The 12,759-nt window shown below is 34.3% G+C and carries 14 protein-coding genes; 3 read left to right on the top strand and 11 right to left on the bottom strand.

Going from position 1 to position 12,759, the window contains the following annotated elements:
- Positions 1-187 precede the first annotated feature (187 nt).
- Genes AB8B65_RS05165 through AB8B65_RS05150 form a run of 4 tightly spaced genes read right to left on the bottom strand, consistent with a single transcriptional unit; the run spans position 188 to position 2,194 of the window.
- Complete coding sequence (locus AB8B65_RS05165; protein ID WP_405299791.1) at positions 188-850, bottom strand: pyridoxamine 5'-phosphate oxidase family protein; 663 nt, start codon at positions 848-850, stop codon at positions 188-190.
- A 2-nt stretch (positions 851-852) separates the two neighbouring features.
- On the bottom strand, positions 853-1,368 hold the full coding sequence (locus AB8B65_RS05160; protein WP_405299790.1) for a GNAT family N-acetyltransferase: 516 nt from the start codon (positions 1,366-1,368) through the stop codon (positions 853-855).
- 15 nt (positions 1,369-1,383) lie between these two features.
- A complete protein-coding gene (locus AB8B65_RS05155; RefSeq protein WP_405299789.1) occupies positions 1,384-1,674 on the bottom strand; it encodes a DUF1272 domain-containing protein in 291 nt (96 codons plus the stop codon).
- Position 1,675: 1 nt separating this feature from the next.
- Positions 1,676-2,194, bottom strand: coding sequence for a DinB family protein (locus tag AB8B65_RS05150; RefSeq protein WP_405299788.1), 519 nt, complete (start codon positions 2,192-2,194; stop codon positions 1,676-1,678).
- Between the two features lie 80 nt (positions 2,195-2,274).
- Here AB8B65_RS05150 and AB8B65_RS05145 point away from each other — a divergent pair, with 80 nt between their 5' ends.
- Both AB8B65_RS05145 and AB8B65_RS05140 read left to right on the top strand, forming a co-directional pair.
- A complete protein-coding gene (locus AB8B65_RS05145; protein WP_405299787.1) occupies positions 2,275-3,753 on the top strand; it encodes a PLP-dependent aminotransferase family protein in 1,479 nt (492 codons plus the stop codon).
- Between the two features lie 116 nt (positions 3,754-3,869).
- A complete protein-coding gene (locus AB8B65_RS05140) occupies positions 3,870-5,954 on the top strand; it encodes a BNR-4 repeat-containing protein (protein WP_405299786.1) in 2,085 nt (694 codons plus the stop codon).
- Between the two features lie 7 nt (positions 5,955-5,961).
- Here the strand turns inward: AB8B65_RS05140 and AB8B65_RS05135 are convergent, their stop codons facing one another.
- Positions 5,962-7,116 (bottom strand): DUF6438 domain-containing protein, encoded by a 1,155-nt coding sequence (locus tag AB8B65_RS05135; RefSeq protein ID WP_405299785.1) that lies wholly within the window; start codon positions 7,114-7,116, stop codon positions 5,962-5,964.
- 159 nt (positions 7,117-7,275) lie between these two features.
- Between AB8B65_RS05135 and AB8B65_RS05130 the strand changes: the two genes are divergently transcribed.
- Positions 7,276-7,476: a hypothetical protein gene (locus tag AB8B65_RS05130; protein WP_405299784.1), complete on the top strand. Its 201-nt coding sequence runs from the start codon at positions 7,276-7,278 to the stop codon at positions 7,474-7,476.
- 111 nt (positions 7,477-7,587) lie between these two features.
- Here AB8B65_RS05130 and AB8B65_RS05125 read toward each other — a convergent pair whose 3' ends face one another.
- The 6 genes from AB8B65_RS05125 to AB8B65_RS05100 form a co-directional block, all read right to left on the bottom strand.
- Positions 7,588-8,145: a type 1 periplasmic binding fold superfamily protein gene (locus tag AB8B65_RS05125; RefSeq protein WP_405299783.1), complete on the bottom strand. Its 558-nt coding sequence runs from the start codon at positions 8,143-8,145 to the stop codon at positions 7,588-7,590.
- 12 nt (positions 8,146-8,157) lie between these two features.
- Positions 8,158-10,560, bottom strand: coding sequence for a TonB-dependent receptor (locus AB8B65_RS05120; RefSeq protein WP_405299782.1), 2,403 nt, complete (start codon positions 10,558-10,560; stop codon positions 8,158-8,160).
- A 40-nt stretch (positions 10,561-10,600) separates the two neighbouring features.
- Positions 10,601-10,933, bottom strand: coding sequence for a hypothetical protein (locus AB8B65_RS05115; RefSeq protein ID WP_405299781.1), 333 nt, complete (start codon positions 10,931-10,933; stop codon positions 10,601-10,603).
- 165 nt (positions 10,934-11,098) lie between these two features.
- Complete coding sequence (locus tag AB8B65_RS05110; protein WP_405299780.1) at positions 11,099-11,617, bottom strand: hypothetical protein; 519 nt, start codon at positions 11,615-11,617, stop codon at positions 11,099-11,101.
- 57 nt (positions 11,618-11,674) lie between these two features.
- Positions 11,675-12,202: a DUF6787 family protein gene (locus AB8B65_RS05105; protein ID WP_405299779.1), complete on the bottom strand. Its 528-nt coding sequence runs from the start codon at positions 12,200-12,202 to the stop codon at positions 11,675-11,677.
- Between the two features lie 39 nt (positions 12,203-12,241).
- Entirely contained in the window at positions 12,242-12,676 is a 435-nt protein-coding gene (locus tag AB8B65_RS05100; RefSeq protein WP_405299778.1) for a DUF6146 family protein, read from the bottom strand.
- Positions 12,677-12,759: the final 83 nt, after the last annotated feature.

Below are 12,759 nucleotides of genomic sequence, written 5' to 3'. Positions count from 1 at the left end.
AATGGAAAGCACAGTTAGAAGCGACTCTTCCCAAAGAAAAAGAATTTCCTTGGTTGGCCTTTCACACTAAAATTCTACAAAATGGTGCGTTGCCGTTTTCTGTGATGGATTCGGAGATTTTTGGGAATTAGATTTGAAAGAAGAAATCTCTCCTTGCATTCCAAACTTATAGTGAAGACTATCAGAATCAAACTTTATTTTGCTCATAATAATCTAATACATGCTTCGGAATCTCCATTTTTTGCGGCAAACCTTCATCCGAAATAGGATATTCGGCAACTTGCTTTATCGGCACCAAACCAGCCCAAACATCCAACTCATAATCTTCGGGTTCATCTGCAACACCAACATCTCTAATTTTTGCGGAAGCGGTTTCAATTGTCATTTCTACAACGAGAGTTCTGTCTAATTCTTCTTGATGCATTGGTCTAATTCCGTCCCAACGGCCTTTCATCATGTGTTCCATATAATCAAGTAGCGCAGCATCTTTCTCTTTAGCATCTTCAATTTTTTTAACCGAGCCAAATAAAGTTGCCGAACGATAATTCACCGAATGGTGCAAACCTGAACGCGCCAAAACCAGCGCATCCAAATGCATAACGGTCATGCTCATTTTCTTTGCTTCAATCAACGCGAGCAACATTCTATTGGCTTGCGAACCGTGCAAATAAATTTTATTGTCTCTTCTTCCGTAGCCCATAGGTAATGTAATTGCTTGATCTTCGTATATATAACTTACATAACCAATAAAACCAGCATCTAAGATGGTATTGATGGTTTCCACATCGTACGTAGCTCTAATTTGTCCGCGCTTGATTCTGTTTAATTTCGATTTAGAATATTCTTCCATATTTATAATTTTTTTGAGAATACGGTGTTTTCATATTCAGTTCCATTCACGACAAAATTTAATTCGCCCACGTTTTTAAATTCGTTTCTTTCGTAAAATCGAATTGCTCTGTTGTTCTTTGTATACACGGAAAGCCACATGGTATCCAATTGCAATGCTTTCGCTTTTTCCATGACAAACGTTAGTAATTGTTGTCCGATTTTTAAAGGAATAAATTCGTTTAGAATGTAGATTTTTTCCAAGCGGCAATTGTTACTAGAAGTCACATTTTCATGTGCTACATTTAGTACTAATTTGGTATATCCGATAGGCAACTCATTTAAAAATAGCAGGTGGAAAATATTCATAGAATCGTTGAGGTCTTGTTTTATTTTTGCGACTGAAAAAGCTGTATCTAAATAAGCCGTTAAATCGTTTTTATCATCAATAAAATCACCGTGCGATTCACTGTACGTGATGCGTCCTAATAATGCTAGAACGTTTGTATCTGCTTCCGTTGCAATTTTTATGTCAATCATTTTACATGTACTTTTTTATCTTTTTTCTGGCGAAATATTTTTAAACTCATTTGAATTTATTCTAGCTTTTTCTAAGTCCTTTGGCTTAAAAATTTGTTTAGCTGAAGCTGGATATTTCTCAATTAATTTTTTGGGTCGAATAGGACGCGGAACAAAATTTCCCGAACAGCTTGGACATACATTTTTAAAGATTTCCAGCGCACATTCTTTACAATAGGTGCATTCAAAAGAGCAAATCATAGCTTCTGTAGCCGTGTTTGGTAACGCCTTATTACAGTGCTCGCAATTGGGTCTTATCTCTAACATATTATAAATATTTATTTGTAATCACTTCTGTATGCCAAATATCGTGACCAATAATTATAAACGCAGCAGCTCTGGCAGACAGTACGCCGCCATTTGAATTTCCTATAAATGATAAATCTTCATCAGTGAAACTACTTAATAATGAAATTGAATTGTTTCTATTGATTGTAAATTCATCCAATAAACCTTCAATTGATTTGTCATCGGCTTGCGACGGATCAACATAAATATTCTGATCATATCCAGCTAGGGCAGTAGGATCACGTCTTGCAATTCTAAAACAGCGATACATAAAAATACGTTCCGTATCTATTAAATGCTGCAATATTTCCTTAATACTCCATTTATTTGGTTGATACCGAAAGGTTAATTTATCTTCAGGAATCGATTCAAAGAAATTAATTAGATGCTGTTTTCCAGTTTCAAAACCTTTTATTAATTCGGTTTTGTCAGCTAATTTGTCAATATATCTTGTGTAGTATGTATCAAATTCTGAAGAATGTACGTCTGATTTTATCATTTTCACGGCTTTTATACTTCAAAAATACTATATTTATGGACTGTTTTAATCGTCCAGAATTAATATAATTAGTAGTCCAGATGTTTCCATACAAAACCAGTATTAAATTTGATAGAAAGTGCAATCAGCCATTATACTTGCAATTATCCAATCAGATTATCCAATTCATTAAAAATCAGCATATACTACCAAATACCAAACTTCCTGGTAGTCGAACTTTGGCAGAACAGTTACAAGTGCATCGAAAAACGGTTGTTGCTTGTTATGAAGAATTATTGTTGCAAGGTTGGGTAGAAAGTATTCCTAAAAAAGGAACTTTTGTGCATCGGAATCTACCTGAATTGGATCAACAAACAATAAAGGATTTCATTACTTCTGATTTTAAAAAAACAACTGGTTTTTCTTTTTATAAAAATTCCATTTTAACAGATAAACCAAGCGATAAGAAGAAAAATTTTATGTATTTGAACGATGGAGTTTCCGATGGAAGATTAACGCCAATGGATGATATTGCAAGAACATACAGAAGGATTTCGGCTAAAAAAAATGTCTTTGAACATTTGTCTTACAGTACAACTTACGGAAACAATACATTGCGCGAAGTTTTAGCAGAATATTTGAATGCAACTAGAGGTTTACACATCACCAAAGAAAATATGTTGATTACACGCGGAAGTCAGATGGGAATTTGGTTGTCATCGCAATTATTGCTTACAAAAGAAGATGTTATTGTGGTTGGAAACACCAATTACGGTTCGGCCGATGCTACTTTTTTAAATCAACAAGCAACTTTGAAACGCGTTTTAGTTGATGCAGACGGAATTGTCACAGATGAAATTGAAAAACTATGCAAACAGCAGAAAATCAAAGCGGTATATGTAACATCACATCATCATCATCCAACAACAGTGACACTTTCTGCGAAGAGAAGAATTCACCTTTTAAATCTTTCGCGACAGTATCATTTTGCAATTATTGAAGACGATTACGATTATGATTTCAATTACAATCATGCGCCAATTCTGCCATTAGCAAGTCACGATGTCAACGGAAATGTAATTTACATAGGTTCGGTTTGCAAAACGGTTGCTCCAGTTTATAGAATAGGATATTTAATCGCTTCCAAAGAATTTGTGGATGAAGCCGCTAAATTAAGAGGTTTTGTAGATAGGCAAGGAGATGCATTGTTAGAATTGACGTTTGCAGATTTTATAAAATCTGGCGATTTAGACAGACACATTCGGAAAGTGATGAAAATTTACAAACAACGACGCGATTTGTTTTGTTCACTTTTAAAAAATGAATTGGGTGATTTTCTTGAATTTGAAATTCCAAAAGGAGGCATGGCAGTTTGGGCAAAGTTGAACGAAAACTATTCTTGGTCTAAAGTTTCAGAAGTTGCACAAAAACACAAATTAGAAATTGGAGCTTGGCAACGGTACGATCTTGCAAATTTTGGACACAATTGCATCCGAATTGGTTTTGCATCCTACAACGAAGACGAACTATACGAGTTAATTTGTAGACTTAAACAAACAGTATATAGTGTTAAAATTTAAAAGTACTTTCCATTCTTAAAAGTATATCAATCTATAATAGAATCAAAATGAAAACCAAAACGAAGCATATATTCTATAATTAGAACGATTAATTAATATTCACTAGGTTTGTACTAATGAAGCCTGTCCGTTATTTATTTTTTCTCTTGTATTTGCTTGGCGCGAATGGTCTTGCACAAAACGAAGCAACACATAGTTTTACGAAATCAAAAGCGGTTTCTTCTGAAAACTATCAATCCATGACCTTTAACGGTGTTTGGAGTTGGTTTTCCGATCCGAGAGCCGTGTATTATGAAGGGAAATACAAACGAACTTACGCAGGTTGGATTGACAATTACGGCGATGTGCATATTGGATTTTACGATCACGATACAAAACAAATTGCTTCCAAAATTATTTATGACAATTTAGAAATTGACGATCACGATAATCCAAGTATTTTATTTGATGCTGACGGAAAGTTACTCGTGTTTTTTAATACACATTTACAAGACGATCGCCCTTTATTTATGCGAACCTCCATAAATGCAGAGGATATAGATGATTGGTCGCCGATTCGTGAATTATACTTAAATGATACGCAAAAGTATACTAACCCAGAAGTAAATAGACACACATATACAAATCCTGTACGTTTGTCCAAAGAAGATGGAAAACTCTATATTTTTTGGCGTGGAATTGATTTGAAACCTTCTTTTTCAGTTTCTACGGATAATGGGAAAACGTGGTCAAAGGGAAAAATCATGTTCAGTCCACATTCTGGAGAAACCTTAAAAACGCCGTATACAAAAGTATATTCTGATGGCGTTTCTAAAATTCATTTTACGTTTACGGACGGACATCCAACGAAAGAGAAAAAGAACGGATTGTACTATATGTATTATGAAAATGGTGCATTTTACAAAGCGAATGGAAAAAAGATAAAACCGATTTCACAATTGCCAGTGTTGCAATCAGAATTAGATGTAATTTTCGAATCCGACACGGTAAAATCATGGAATTGGGACATTGCACAAGATACAAATGGCGATCCGATTGTGACGTATACAAAGTTTCCAGATAAAAATACGAGTATTTACACGTATGCAACGTTTACAAATAATCAGTGGAAAAGTTATGATTTAATGGATGCAGGCGGATGGTTTCCGAAAACACGAAAAGGAACTAAAGAACCCGAACAACAGTATACTGGCGGAATTGTGATTGACCATGAAACACCAAATACAGTCTATCTTTCTGTAAAGCACGACAGCGTTTTTGAAATAGAGCAGTGGACAACCAAAAACAACGGTAAATCGTGGAAAGCGAAGAAAATCACTGAAAATTCTACGAAAGATAATGTGCGCCCTTTTGCGATTCGTAATGCAAAAAAAGGCAATCCGTTGCAAGTGTTGTGGTTACAAAATACAAAGTATATTTATTACGCACATGATACCCGTGGAAAAGGAATTCCGCTCGATTTTAAAGATCGTTTTCATACTGCTGTAAAGATGAATTTAGAAAAACCAAGAGTAAATGCAGCATTGACGAAAACAAATTTGACTCTTTTATTGCGAAAAATTGCAGAACGATTGTTAGAAAATCCAGCTTATACTTTAGCTCAGAACGATTGGCGTTATGGAATGTTTTTTAAAGGAATAGCTGCTTTTTATGAAATCTCGAATGAAGAACGTTACAGAAATGAATTGCTGAATATTCAACAATATCAAAGTGAAGAAAGTGAAGAAAGTGAAGATGATTTATATAATTTACTTTGGTCATACAGAACGAAAAATGACCGGAATGCACTTCAAAAATTAGAATCTTTACGCTTACAAGATTTTCATGGTAAAGAGGCAAGTTTGGCATTTGCATCACAAATGCTTGCTATTGAAGAGTATGCTGATTATATACCTGTCATTGATCAGTTGAAAGCGTTCTATATCAAATCAATGGATTCCTTGTTGGAATTGTTACAGTATCAGTATGACGGCAAAACATTGAAAGTAAAAGCTTTTGTTATTTACAGCGTCGCAGCAGCAATACGAAATGGTGTATTTGATAGAAAGTATTCTGATAAAGTTTTTGACGCTTGGAAGCAACTTCAAATAGAACTTCTTGAAGAGAATCGGTATCAAAAACTCGATACAGAAACTAGTGCCGCTATTTTACTAGCAGGAAAAGAAATTCACACATTACTAACACCCAAAAACCAACACTAAAAACGATCTATTTTAGTTCTTTAAAATCAGCTTCTGTAAAATTTCGTGTTATAAAATTATAACCAATATCGTATGTTTTAGTGCTTCCATCTTTGAAATGGTAGGTAAACAATTGCCCGTTTGAGGTTACTTTTTTAATGTTTGTTTTGTAGAATGGATGTTTGATAAGATACGTTTCTTCAAAACTTTTCGTCGTACTTGTGGCGTTTTGTAATGCCAACCAAAGAATGAACGCTTCTGATTTTTGTAAGAACAAACGTTTTGTGTTTTCATTCGAACGGATGTAATCCATTTTAGGCTTTTCTTTGTCGAATTGAACTTTTGTAAGCGGAATTTGAGCGTATAAATTTACAAGTATTTTGTATGCCCAAATCAATTCTTTTGTGCCAGCGCGCCCATAATCGTGAATAGATTTTACAATTTTTCTATTGTGGAGAAATGTCGTAGTAATGGTTTCATCGTCCGTATAATCCACATTATAAAATGTACCTACTTTGGTAAGTTGAATGTTTTCTAATTTTTGAAAAATATAGGTTGTAAATGCTGGCGAAAGCTTTGCTTTATGAAGTCCAATAACGTCTGTATATTTTTCTCCATCAAATAGAACTGATCCATCTTTGTGAATAGAAATATTCATGATGGGACACGTGCCATAACAACCCGAACGCGACAGCACAATCTGATCAAATGAAAGCGAATCTTTCTCCTTTTTTTTCAATGGAACGAGTGTGTAGCGAATGGTATTATTTTTTCGGAGTAGGAGTGTGTCTTTTTTAGAAGCATCAATCGTATACTGAAACACAAGATCGTTCTGTAAAGGATGCTGTATAAATAGACTATCGGCTTTTAATTGATACGGAACAAATCCCACGAAAGTGTTATAATTCCATTTTTTTGCCAACGTATCATAAGTAGCTTTACTAAATTGATTGAAAAATTCCACTTTATTTTCTTTGAAACGAAGCGCAAATACATTATTTGAACCAGATAAATTAAAATCTATAATTGTAATCGCTAATGAATCTTTTTCTTGATCGGTTTCAGCAAATTTAGCATCTATCCAAGCACCTTGAATTTTATCTTGTACTGTTGGGATTTTGTTTTGAGTAGTAGAACTGAAAGGCACTAATACGATTAATAATAGATAGAAAATACTTTTCATACACGGTATTTTAATGTGTTTGCAAGGTAGGCATATTATAAGTGTTTTGGTGTAAAACAATTTTAAAGAAATACCTTACTTATTGTAGTGTGTAATCAGTGTTATTTTAAAATTTAGTTGCTACTTTCAGATATTATTAACCATTAAAATATAAAAATCATGTTAAAGAAGATTTTAAAAGTAAACGGAGTTGAAGTTTTAGAGAAGCAAACTCAGAAAAACATTACTGGTGGTATTGGAGGAGAAGGTTTTGGTGGTCCATGTATTGATAGCAATGATTGTAATGCAACCAATGCAATTCCATCAATATGTTGTTCAGGAATTTGTATTTACACAACCAATTGGAGAAATGCTTGCTAATACAGCATAAGAATAAAAATCCAGTATACTAGCTTTAGCATACTGGCTTTTTTATAAGTTGTATTTAGGTTGATGAAAGTTTACTAACTACGTACAATCATCATTAAATACTTATTGTACTGTTACTGTAAATGAAGCAGAAACATCAGTTTCTCCACCAGCATCAGTTAATCCTGTGTTTGGCTTTGTTGGCTCATGACGTAACGTTACAGTGTATGTACCTGTGCTTGCTGCACCAGTTGTAACCACAAATGAAGTTCCTAAAACATTACCGTCTCCATCTAAGTTGAAACCATTGGTAGTTACATCTAAACCTCCGTTAGCTGTAAAGAAAACTTGGTGCTCATCGTCTTCTTCTTCTACTTCTGTTGTAATATTTTCTGCAGGAGTTTCAGTTTCATTTAAAAACACAACACTTCCTGTATAGACTGTATTCGCTGCTAAATTTCCTGAAACATCAAAAACAGGTGCGTCTGGTCCGTCACCATCTAAATCGCGAGAAGTTAACGTAACGTTTCCGTTCGTTGCAGATGTTAAGCTAACTGTAACCGTTGTAATCACTTCTTCTTCATTAACAATCATTGGTGCATCGTCATCACTTGAACATGATGTAAATAAAGAGGCTGTAATGGTTGCTAAGGCTAAAACTGAATATTTAATTTTTTTCATTATTTAATTTTTTTAATACGTAATTTTTAGATTTATTGAAAAGTTTCTACCCAAATCATCTGCGTAATAGCGCAAACGGTTTAAGTAATTTCGATAGTTTGTATCGAAAATGTTTGTGACTGCCAATCCGATATTGAGTGTTGATTTTTTACTCAATGAAAAGTCAGCATTTGTGTGTAAATGCAATAAATGATACGCGTTTGGTGGCGTACTTACATCTACCAATTCTAGGGTACTTGTTTCAGGAATAAAAGCTTCAAAGTTGTTGTTGGGAAATTCATTCTGTCGGAATGCGTATTCACTTTGCAACTCTACTCGTAAGTTTTTTAATTCCTTGTTTTGATATACCAATCCGTTTGTTGTATTTACGGGCGGCATATCTATTAAAGGTAAATCGCGTGTTTCATCATATCCTTTTACTAATGAAAATTGATGATAGAAATTCCAGTTGTCATTAAATGTGAGCGACGCGTCAATATCAACTCCTAAAAGTGTTGCATTGGTTTGTCTGTATTCCCAAACTTGGAAATTTCCACGAATGGTTTGTTGAATTTCTGTGGGTTCAATAATCATAAAGTCATTGATAAAATTGACATACGGATTTACCGAAAAGCCAAATATATTTCCTTGCTTTTGCAAGGTTATCGACACTTTGTGTGCAACTTCTGAGTTAAAACGTAAATCTCCTAATTCGATTCGAGATGCAGAATGATGCAATCCTTCGCTAAACAATTCTGACGGATTCGGTGCTCGAGACGCCAATGAATAGTTTGCAAATAGCTTATAGTCATCATTAAATGTATAGCGTATACCCAGCGTAGCAGATATGTTTGAATAGTTCAACTTCGGGTTTGTCAATATTTGATTACTAAATTCTTCCACTACGATTTCAGGAAATAAGATATCGTAGTTTCTGTCTTCCCAGAAAGAACTTCTATAAAACTTTTGGGCGTCAATATTAAAATAATCAAATCGACTACCAACTTCGACCAAAAAGTTGTCCGTGATTGAAAAATCGGCAATACCATACATTCCAAGATTAAAACGTTCATAATCAGGAATTAATCTTCGGACACCTGTATTTGGATCGGCTACATTTTTTTGATACTGCGCCATGATTCCAGTTTTCAGGTTAAAAAGATCGGTATTGTCTGTATCTAAATCCAAACGTATTGTTTGTGAGTTTAATGCTAAATCTAAAGATGCTCTATCGTCATCATCACTACTTCTACGCACATCAAATTCGAGACGTTCATTTTGTTGAAAGTCGTATTGGAGCGTTACTTTCCCTAAATTTTTAAAATTTTTGAATCCACGTATTTTAAACAAATGATGTGTTACATCTTGCCTTGGAGCGTCGATGTCATACGTAAAATCTCTAATTATAAGTGGAATACCACTGTTTATAGACCGCACTTGGTCGCTTGCGCCACCAATATGCGATGCACGCAAAATGCCGATTTCATTTTTAAAGAAAGAATAATAAGCTTCTACACCATAATCAAAACGATTAATTCCGATTCTGGCAGAAATACTACGTTCAAAAATACCTGTATTGCTCAATACATAATCTGGAGCTTCATAATCGCCAAAGCGTTTTAGACTTCCTTGAATTGAACCATACCAGCCATTGAGATAGCTTCTGGTAAGTGTTGAGGTAATTGTTCCACCACGACCATTTGTAGCAGCCATTACATGCGTTTTTCCATAAATGGTATCTTTTACAGGAATTCTTGCGGCTTCTGTTACAATGATTCCACCAACGGCATCACCACTGTATTTAAGCGCTCCAGCACCTTTTATGAGTGTAATGTTTCCAATGGTATTAACGTCAATACTTGGTGCGTGTTCTGCGCCCCATTCTTGATCTTCCATTCGGACACCATTATTCATTACGACAACACGGCTACTGTGTACACCATTTATTATTGGCTTTACAACAGCATTTCCTGTGTTGAGTGACGATACGCCACTTAAGGTGTTTAAGATGTCTCCCAAAGAAGCATTTGTGAACCGATCTAATTGTTTTTCTGTTACTTTTTGTTCAAAGCTTGTCTTTGTTTTACTTCCATAAATAGAAGCTCGTAACGTTATTGCATTGAGCTCTTCTAAGTGATGTTCTAGCTTGAAATTTCGTTTCGTATCGCTATAAATTTTCACTTTAAATGCTTGCGTTTCACAATTTGGATGTGCTATTTGTAAGGTATACGTTCCTTCGCAAAGGTTCGTAAACTTGAATAGTCCATCAATATCGGATTCAGCTACTTTTTCTAGTCCCGCAATAATGAGTGTGGCACCAGGAAGTACAGAGTTGTCATGTAAATCGATAATTTTACCAGATAGTGTATAGTTGCAGTTTTGACTTTGCGCAACCATAGCACTACACAGCATTAACATATATAAATATGTTCGCATGTATATTCTTAATTAAAAATAAATAAGTAATTGATGTTACTCAAGAATATATCGGCGGTGCACGAAGTTGCTTATTTGTAAGCGGTAAATTGTAACACAGTGGCGTTGTAGAGCCAAGTGTTGTTTTTGAAATAATTGGAGTTACTTGCAGTTCAGGGTAACTTGTGTATTCGAAATAGAAATTCGTAAAGTGATAATCACACAAGTCACAATGCACATTATTTTCATGGATGTGCTCTTCTTGCTCATGACACGTAATATATACGTGTTCTTCTTCTAATTGATGCGAAAACTGTATGTATGAAGGAAGCATCAATGTTACAAGTAACGCTGTTGCAATTATAATTTCCTTTATGTTAATTACGGTCTTCATTGGGTTTTCATCAATATTAATAGTTGATGAGCTTCTCGCAAAAGTAGTAAAAGGTTTAGTGTAAAAAAAATATGTGCTTGTAGAATTCTTAAATTATAACAAAGTTGATAGGCTTTGTCGGAATTGTGAACGGATGAAACTAGTGTATTACAGGCTAACTTATGATTAATGCATTGCTTGTTTAAGTACAATCCAATTGGAGTTTAGGATATATCTAGAGTAGTTAATTTCGGAAACATTTGCGTGGTAACTTGTTGTATTAGCGTCCATTTTGATAAACCGTTTTTGTTCATCTAACTTTAAAGGAGTATTGTTTTTTTTAATAGAACTCAGTTCATTTATAGAAACGATGTAATGCTGTAGTAGCTGCTTTTCGCCTGTATTTCCATCTGAACGATCATTTACACTTTTTTTCTTTGTTAGGATTAATGTTATGAAATCTGCTCCAACAATGTAGCTAAGTCGTCCAGAAATTAAAATACTTTTTTGCAGTTTGTTGATGCGGTAGGTACAGTTTGATAATGAATTTACGCCTTTATCAGAGATCGCATAAATTTCACAGTTATCGCTAGTAAACTCATCTGTAAATGCTAGTTCTATTTTAAATTTGGTACTACTACTTGCTTGTGAAAAGACGGTATTTGTAAAAATCAGTAATAGGCTAAAGGAAACTATTTTTCTCATAAAATTTTAATTATTAGGTTGAAATGATAGTCAAAAAATAGCGTTTTGCTAAATGCATTATTTTATGATGTGCATGCGCTTGAGCATTTTCTTTTCAAATGCCCAGAAAAACTTGAATTGCCCTAAAAGCGTTCCAAAAACTATTAATAGAATTTGATAAATTGGTAGAATGATGATGATTCGAATCATCCAATATAAAAATCCACCAAAAAAAGCTTCAGGAAAGATACTTCTGGTAAATCCAAACCATTCCAATAAAGGTCTTGCAATACGCACAGAGCTTGTTCCTGTTAAGGCAAATACCAAAAATATGGCGATGATTTCCCAACGATAATTGGTAATCCATTTGCCTTCCAGTTTTTTAAAACACCACAAAAAGAAACGTAGCATGATAAAAAAGAACAGTATAACTCCTACAGCGACAATTACATAGTATAATATTTCATTTTCTTGACGATCAATAAAAGAGCGTATGATATTTTTTGAAAAAAGGTACGCGGTATAAATTAACGAAAGGATTCCTAAAAAAGGAAAGATTAGTTGCCAGTTGTGTTTAATTTCCCAACGTTCTTTAAATGAAGTCATCTGTATTTTTTTGCGCTGCAAATATACATAACTTCTACATTATATCCGAGCAGGAAAAGCTGCTAACTTTTGTTTGTATTTTTGTTGAAAGAATACAAAATAATAATACAGTTGGTAGTTGACCTCATACCCGTAATCGATGTTCGATCTGTAATTGATTTGTAACTCGTACAAATTGCTGTCGAATCGAGAAGGATCAAGTACACGCGCATTCCATTCAGTCACATAAATAATATTCTTATTTTGCAAGAATTGTTGTGAATAATAGTCCCTTGGTCGTGCATAACTTTGCAACCAAGCACTAAAACCGGGTTCAATGATGATGATTTCGTGTTCTACTTCATCACTAGCAATCCGAATGGTGTCAGATACTTTTTGGATATCGTCTTTTTTTTTGGTCATTGTTTTTTCTTGACTTGCACATGAATAGACGAACATTCCGGCACAAGCAATTAGAAAGAGTACTTTTTTCATTAAAATATCATTTTATATAAAGGTACACTTTTTTTAGACGTAGGCATGTAGAAAGGAGTGAACTGGCTATTTGATCGCGTGAG

Origin of the sequence: Kordia sp., from assembly GCF_045105435.1 — a bacterium.
Lineage (GTDB): Bacteria > Bacteroidota > Bacteroidia > Flavobacteriales > Flavobacteriaceae > Kordia.
Note: the sequence above shows the minus strand (reverse complement) of the source record. Positions and strands in the feature narration are given on the sequence as shown.

Coding starts and splice junctions, on each gene's coding strand:
- AB8B65_RS05150 (WP_405299788.1), bottom strand. CDS start 2,194: ATGATAAAATCAGACGTACATTCTTCAGAATTTGATACATACTACACA.
- AB8B65_RS05165 (WP_405299791.1), bottom strand. CDS start 850: ATGGAAGAATATTCTAAATCGAAATTAAACAGAATCAAGCGCGGACAA.
- AB8B65_RS05110 (WP_405299780.1), bottom strand. CDS start 11,617: ATGAGAAAAATAGTTTCCTTTAGCCTATTACTGATTTTTACAAATACC.
- AB8B65_RS05130 (WP_405299784.1), top strand. CDS start 7,276: ATGTTAAAGAAGATTTTAAAAGTAAACGGAGTTGAAGTTTTAGAGAAG.
- AB8B65_RS05140 (WP_405299786.1), top strand. CDS start 3,870: ATGAAGCCTGTCCGTTATTTATTTTTTCTCTTGTATTTGCTTGGCGCG.
- AB8B65_RS05105 (WP_405299779.1), bottom strand. CDS start 12,202: ATGACTTCATTTAAAGAACGTTGGGAAATTAAACACAACTGGCAACTA.
- AB8B65_RS05120 (WP_405299782.1), bottom strand. CDS start 10,560: ATGCGAACATATTTATATATGTTAATGCTGTGTAGTGCTATGGTTGCG.
- AB8B65_RS05160 (WP_405299790.1), bottom strand. CDS start 1,368: ATGATTGACATAAAAATTGCAACGGAAGCAGATACAAACGTTCTAGCA.
- AB8B65_RS05115 (WP_405299781.1), bottom strand. CDS start 10,933: ATGAAGACCGTAATTAACATAAAGGAAATTATAATTGCAACAGCGTTA.
- AB8B65_RS05125 (WP_405299783.1), bottom strand. CDS start 8,145: ATGAAAAAAATTAAATATTCAGTTTTAGCCTTAGCAACCATTACAGCC.
- AB8B65_RS05145 (WP_405299787.1), top strand. CDS start 2,275: ATGTTTCCATACAAAACCAGTATTAAATTTGATAGAAAGTGCAATCAG.
- AB8B65_RS05100 (WP_405299778.1), bottom strand. CDS start 12,676: ATGAAAAAAGTACTCTTTCTAATTGCTTGTGCCGGAATGTTCGTCTAT.
- AB8B65_RS05155 (WP_405299789.1), bottom strand. CDS start 1,674: ATGTTAGAGATAAGACCCAATTGCGAGCACTGTAATAAGGCGTTACCA.
- AB8B65_RS05135 (WP_405299785.1), bottom strand. CDS start 7,116: ATGAAAAGTATTTTCTATCTATTATTAATCGTATTAGTGCCTTTCAGT.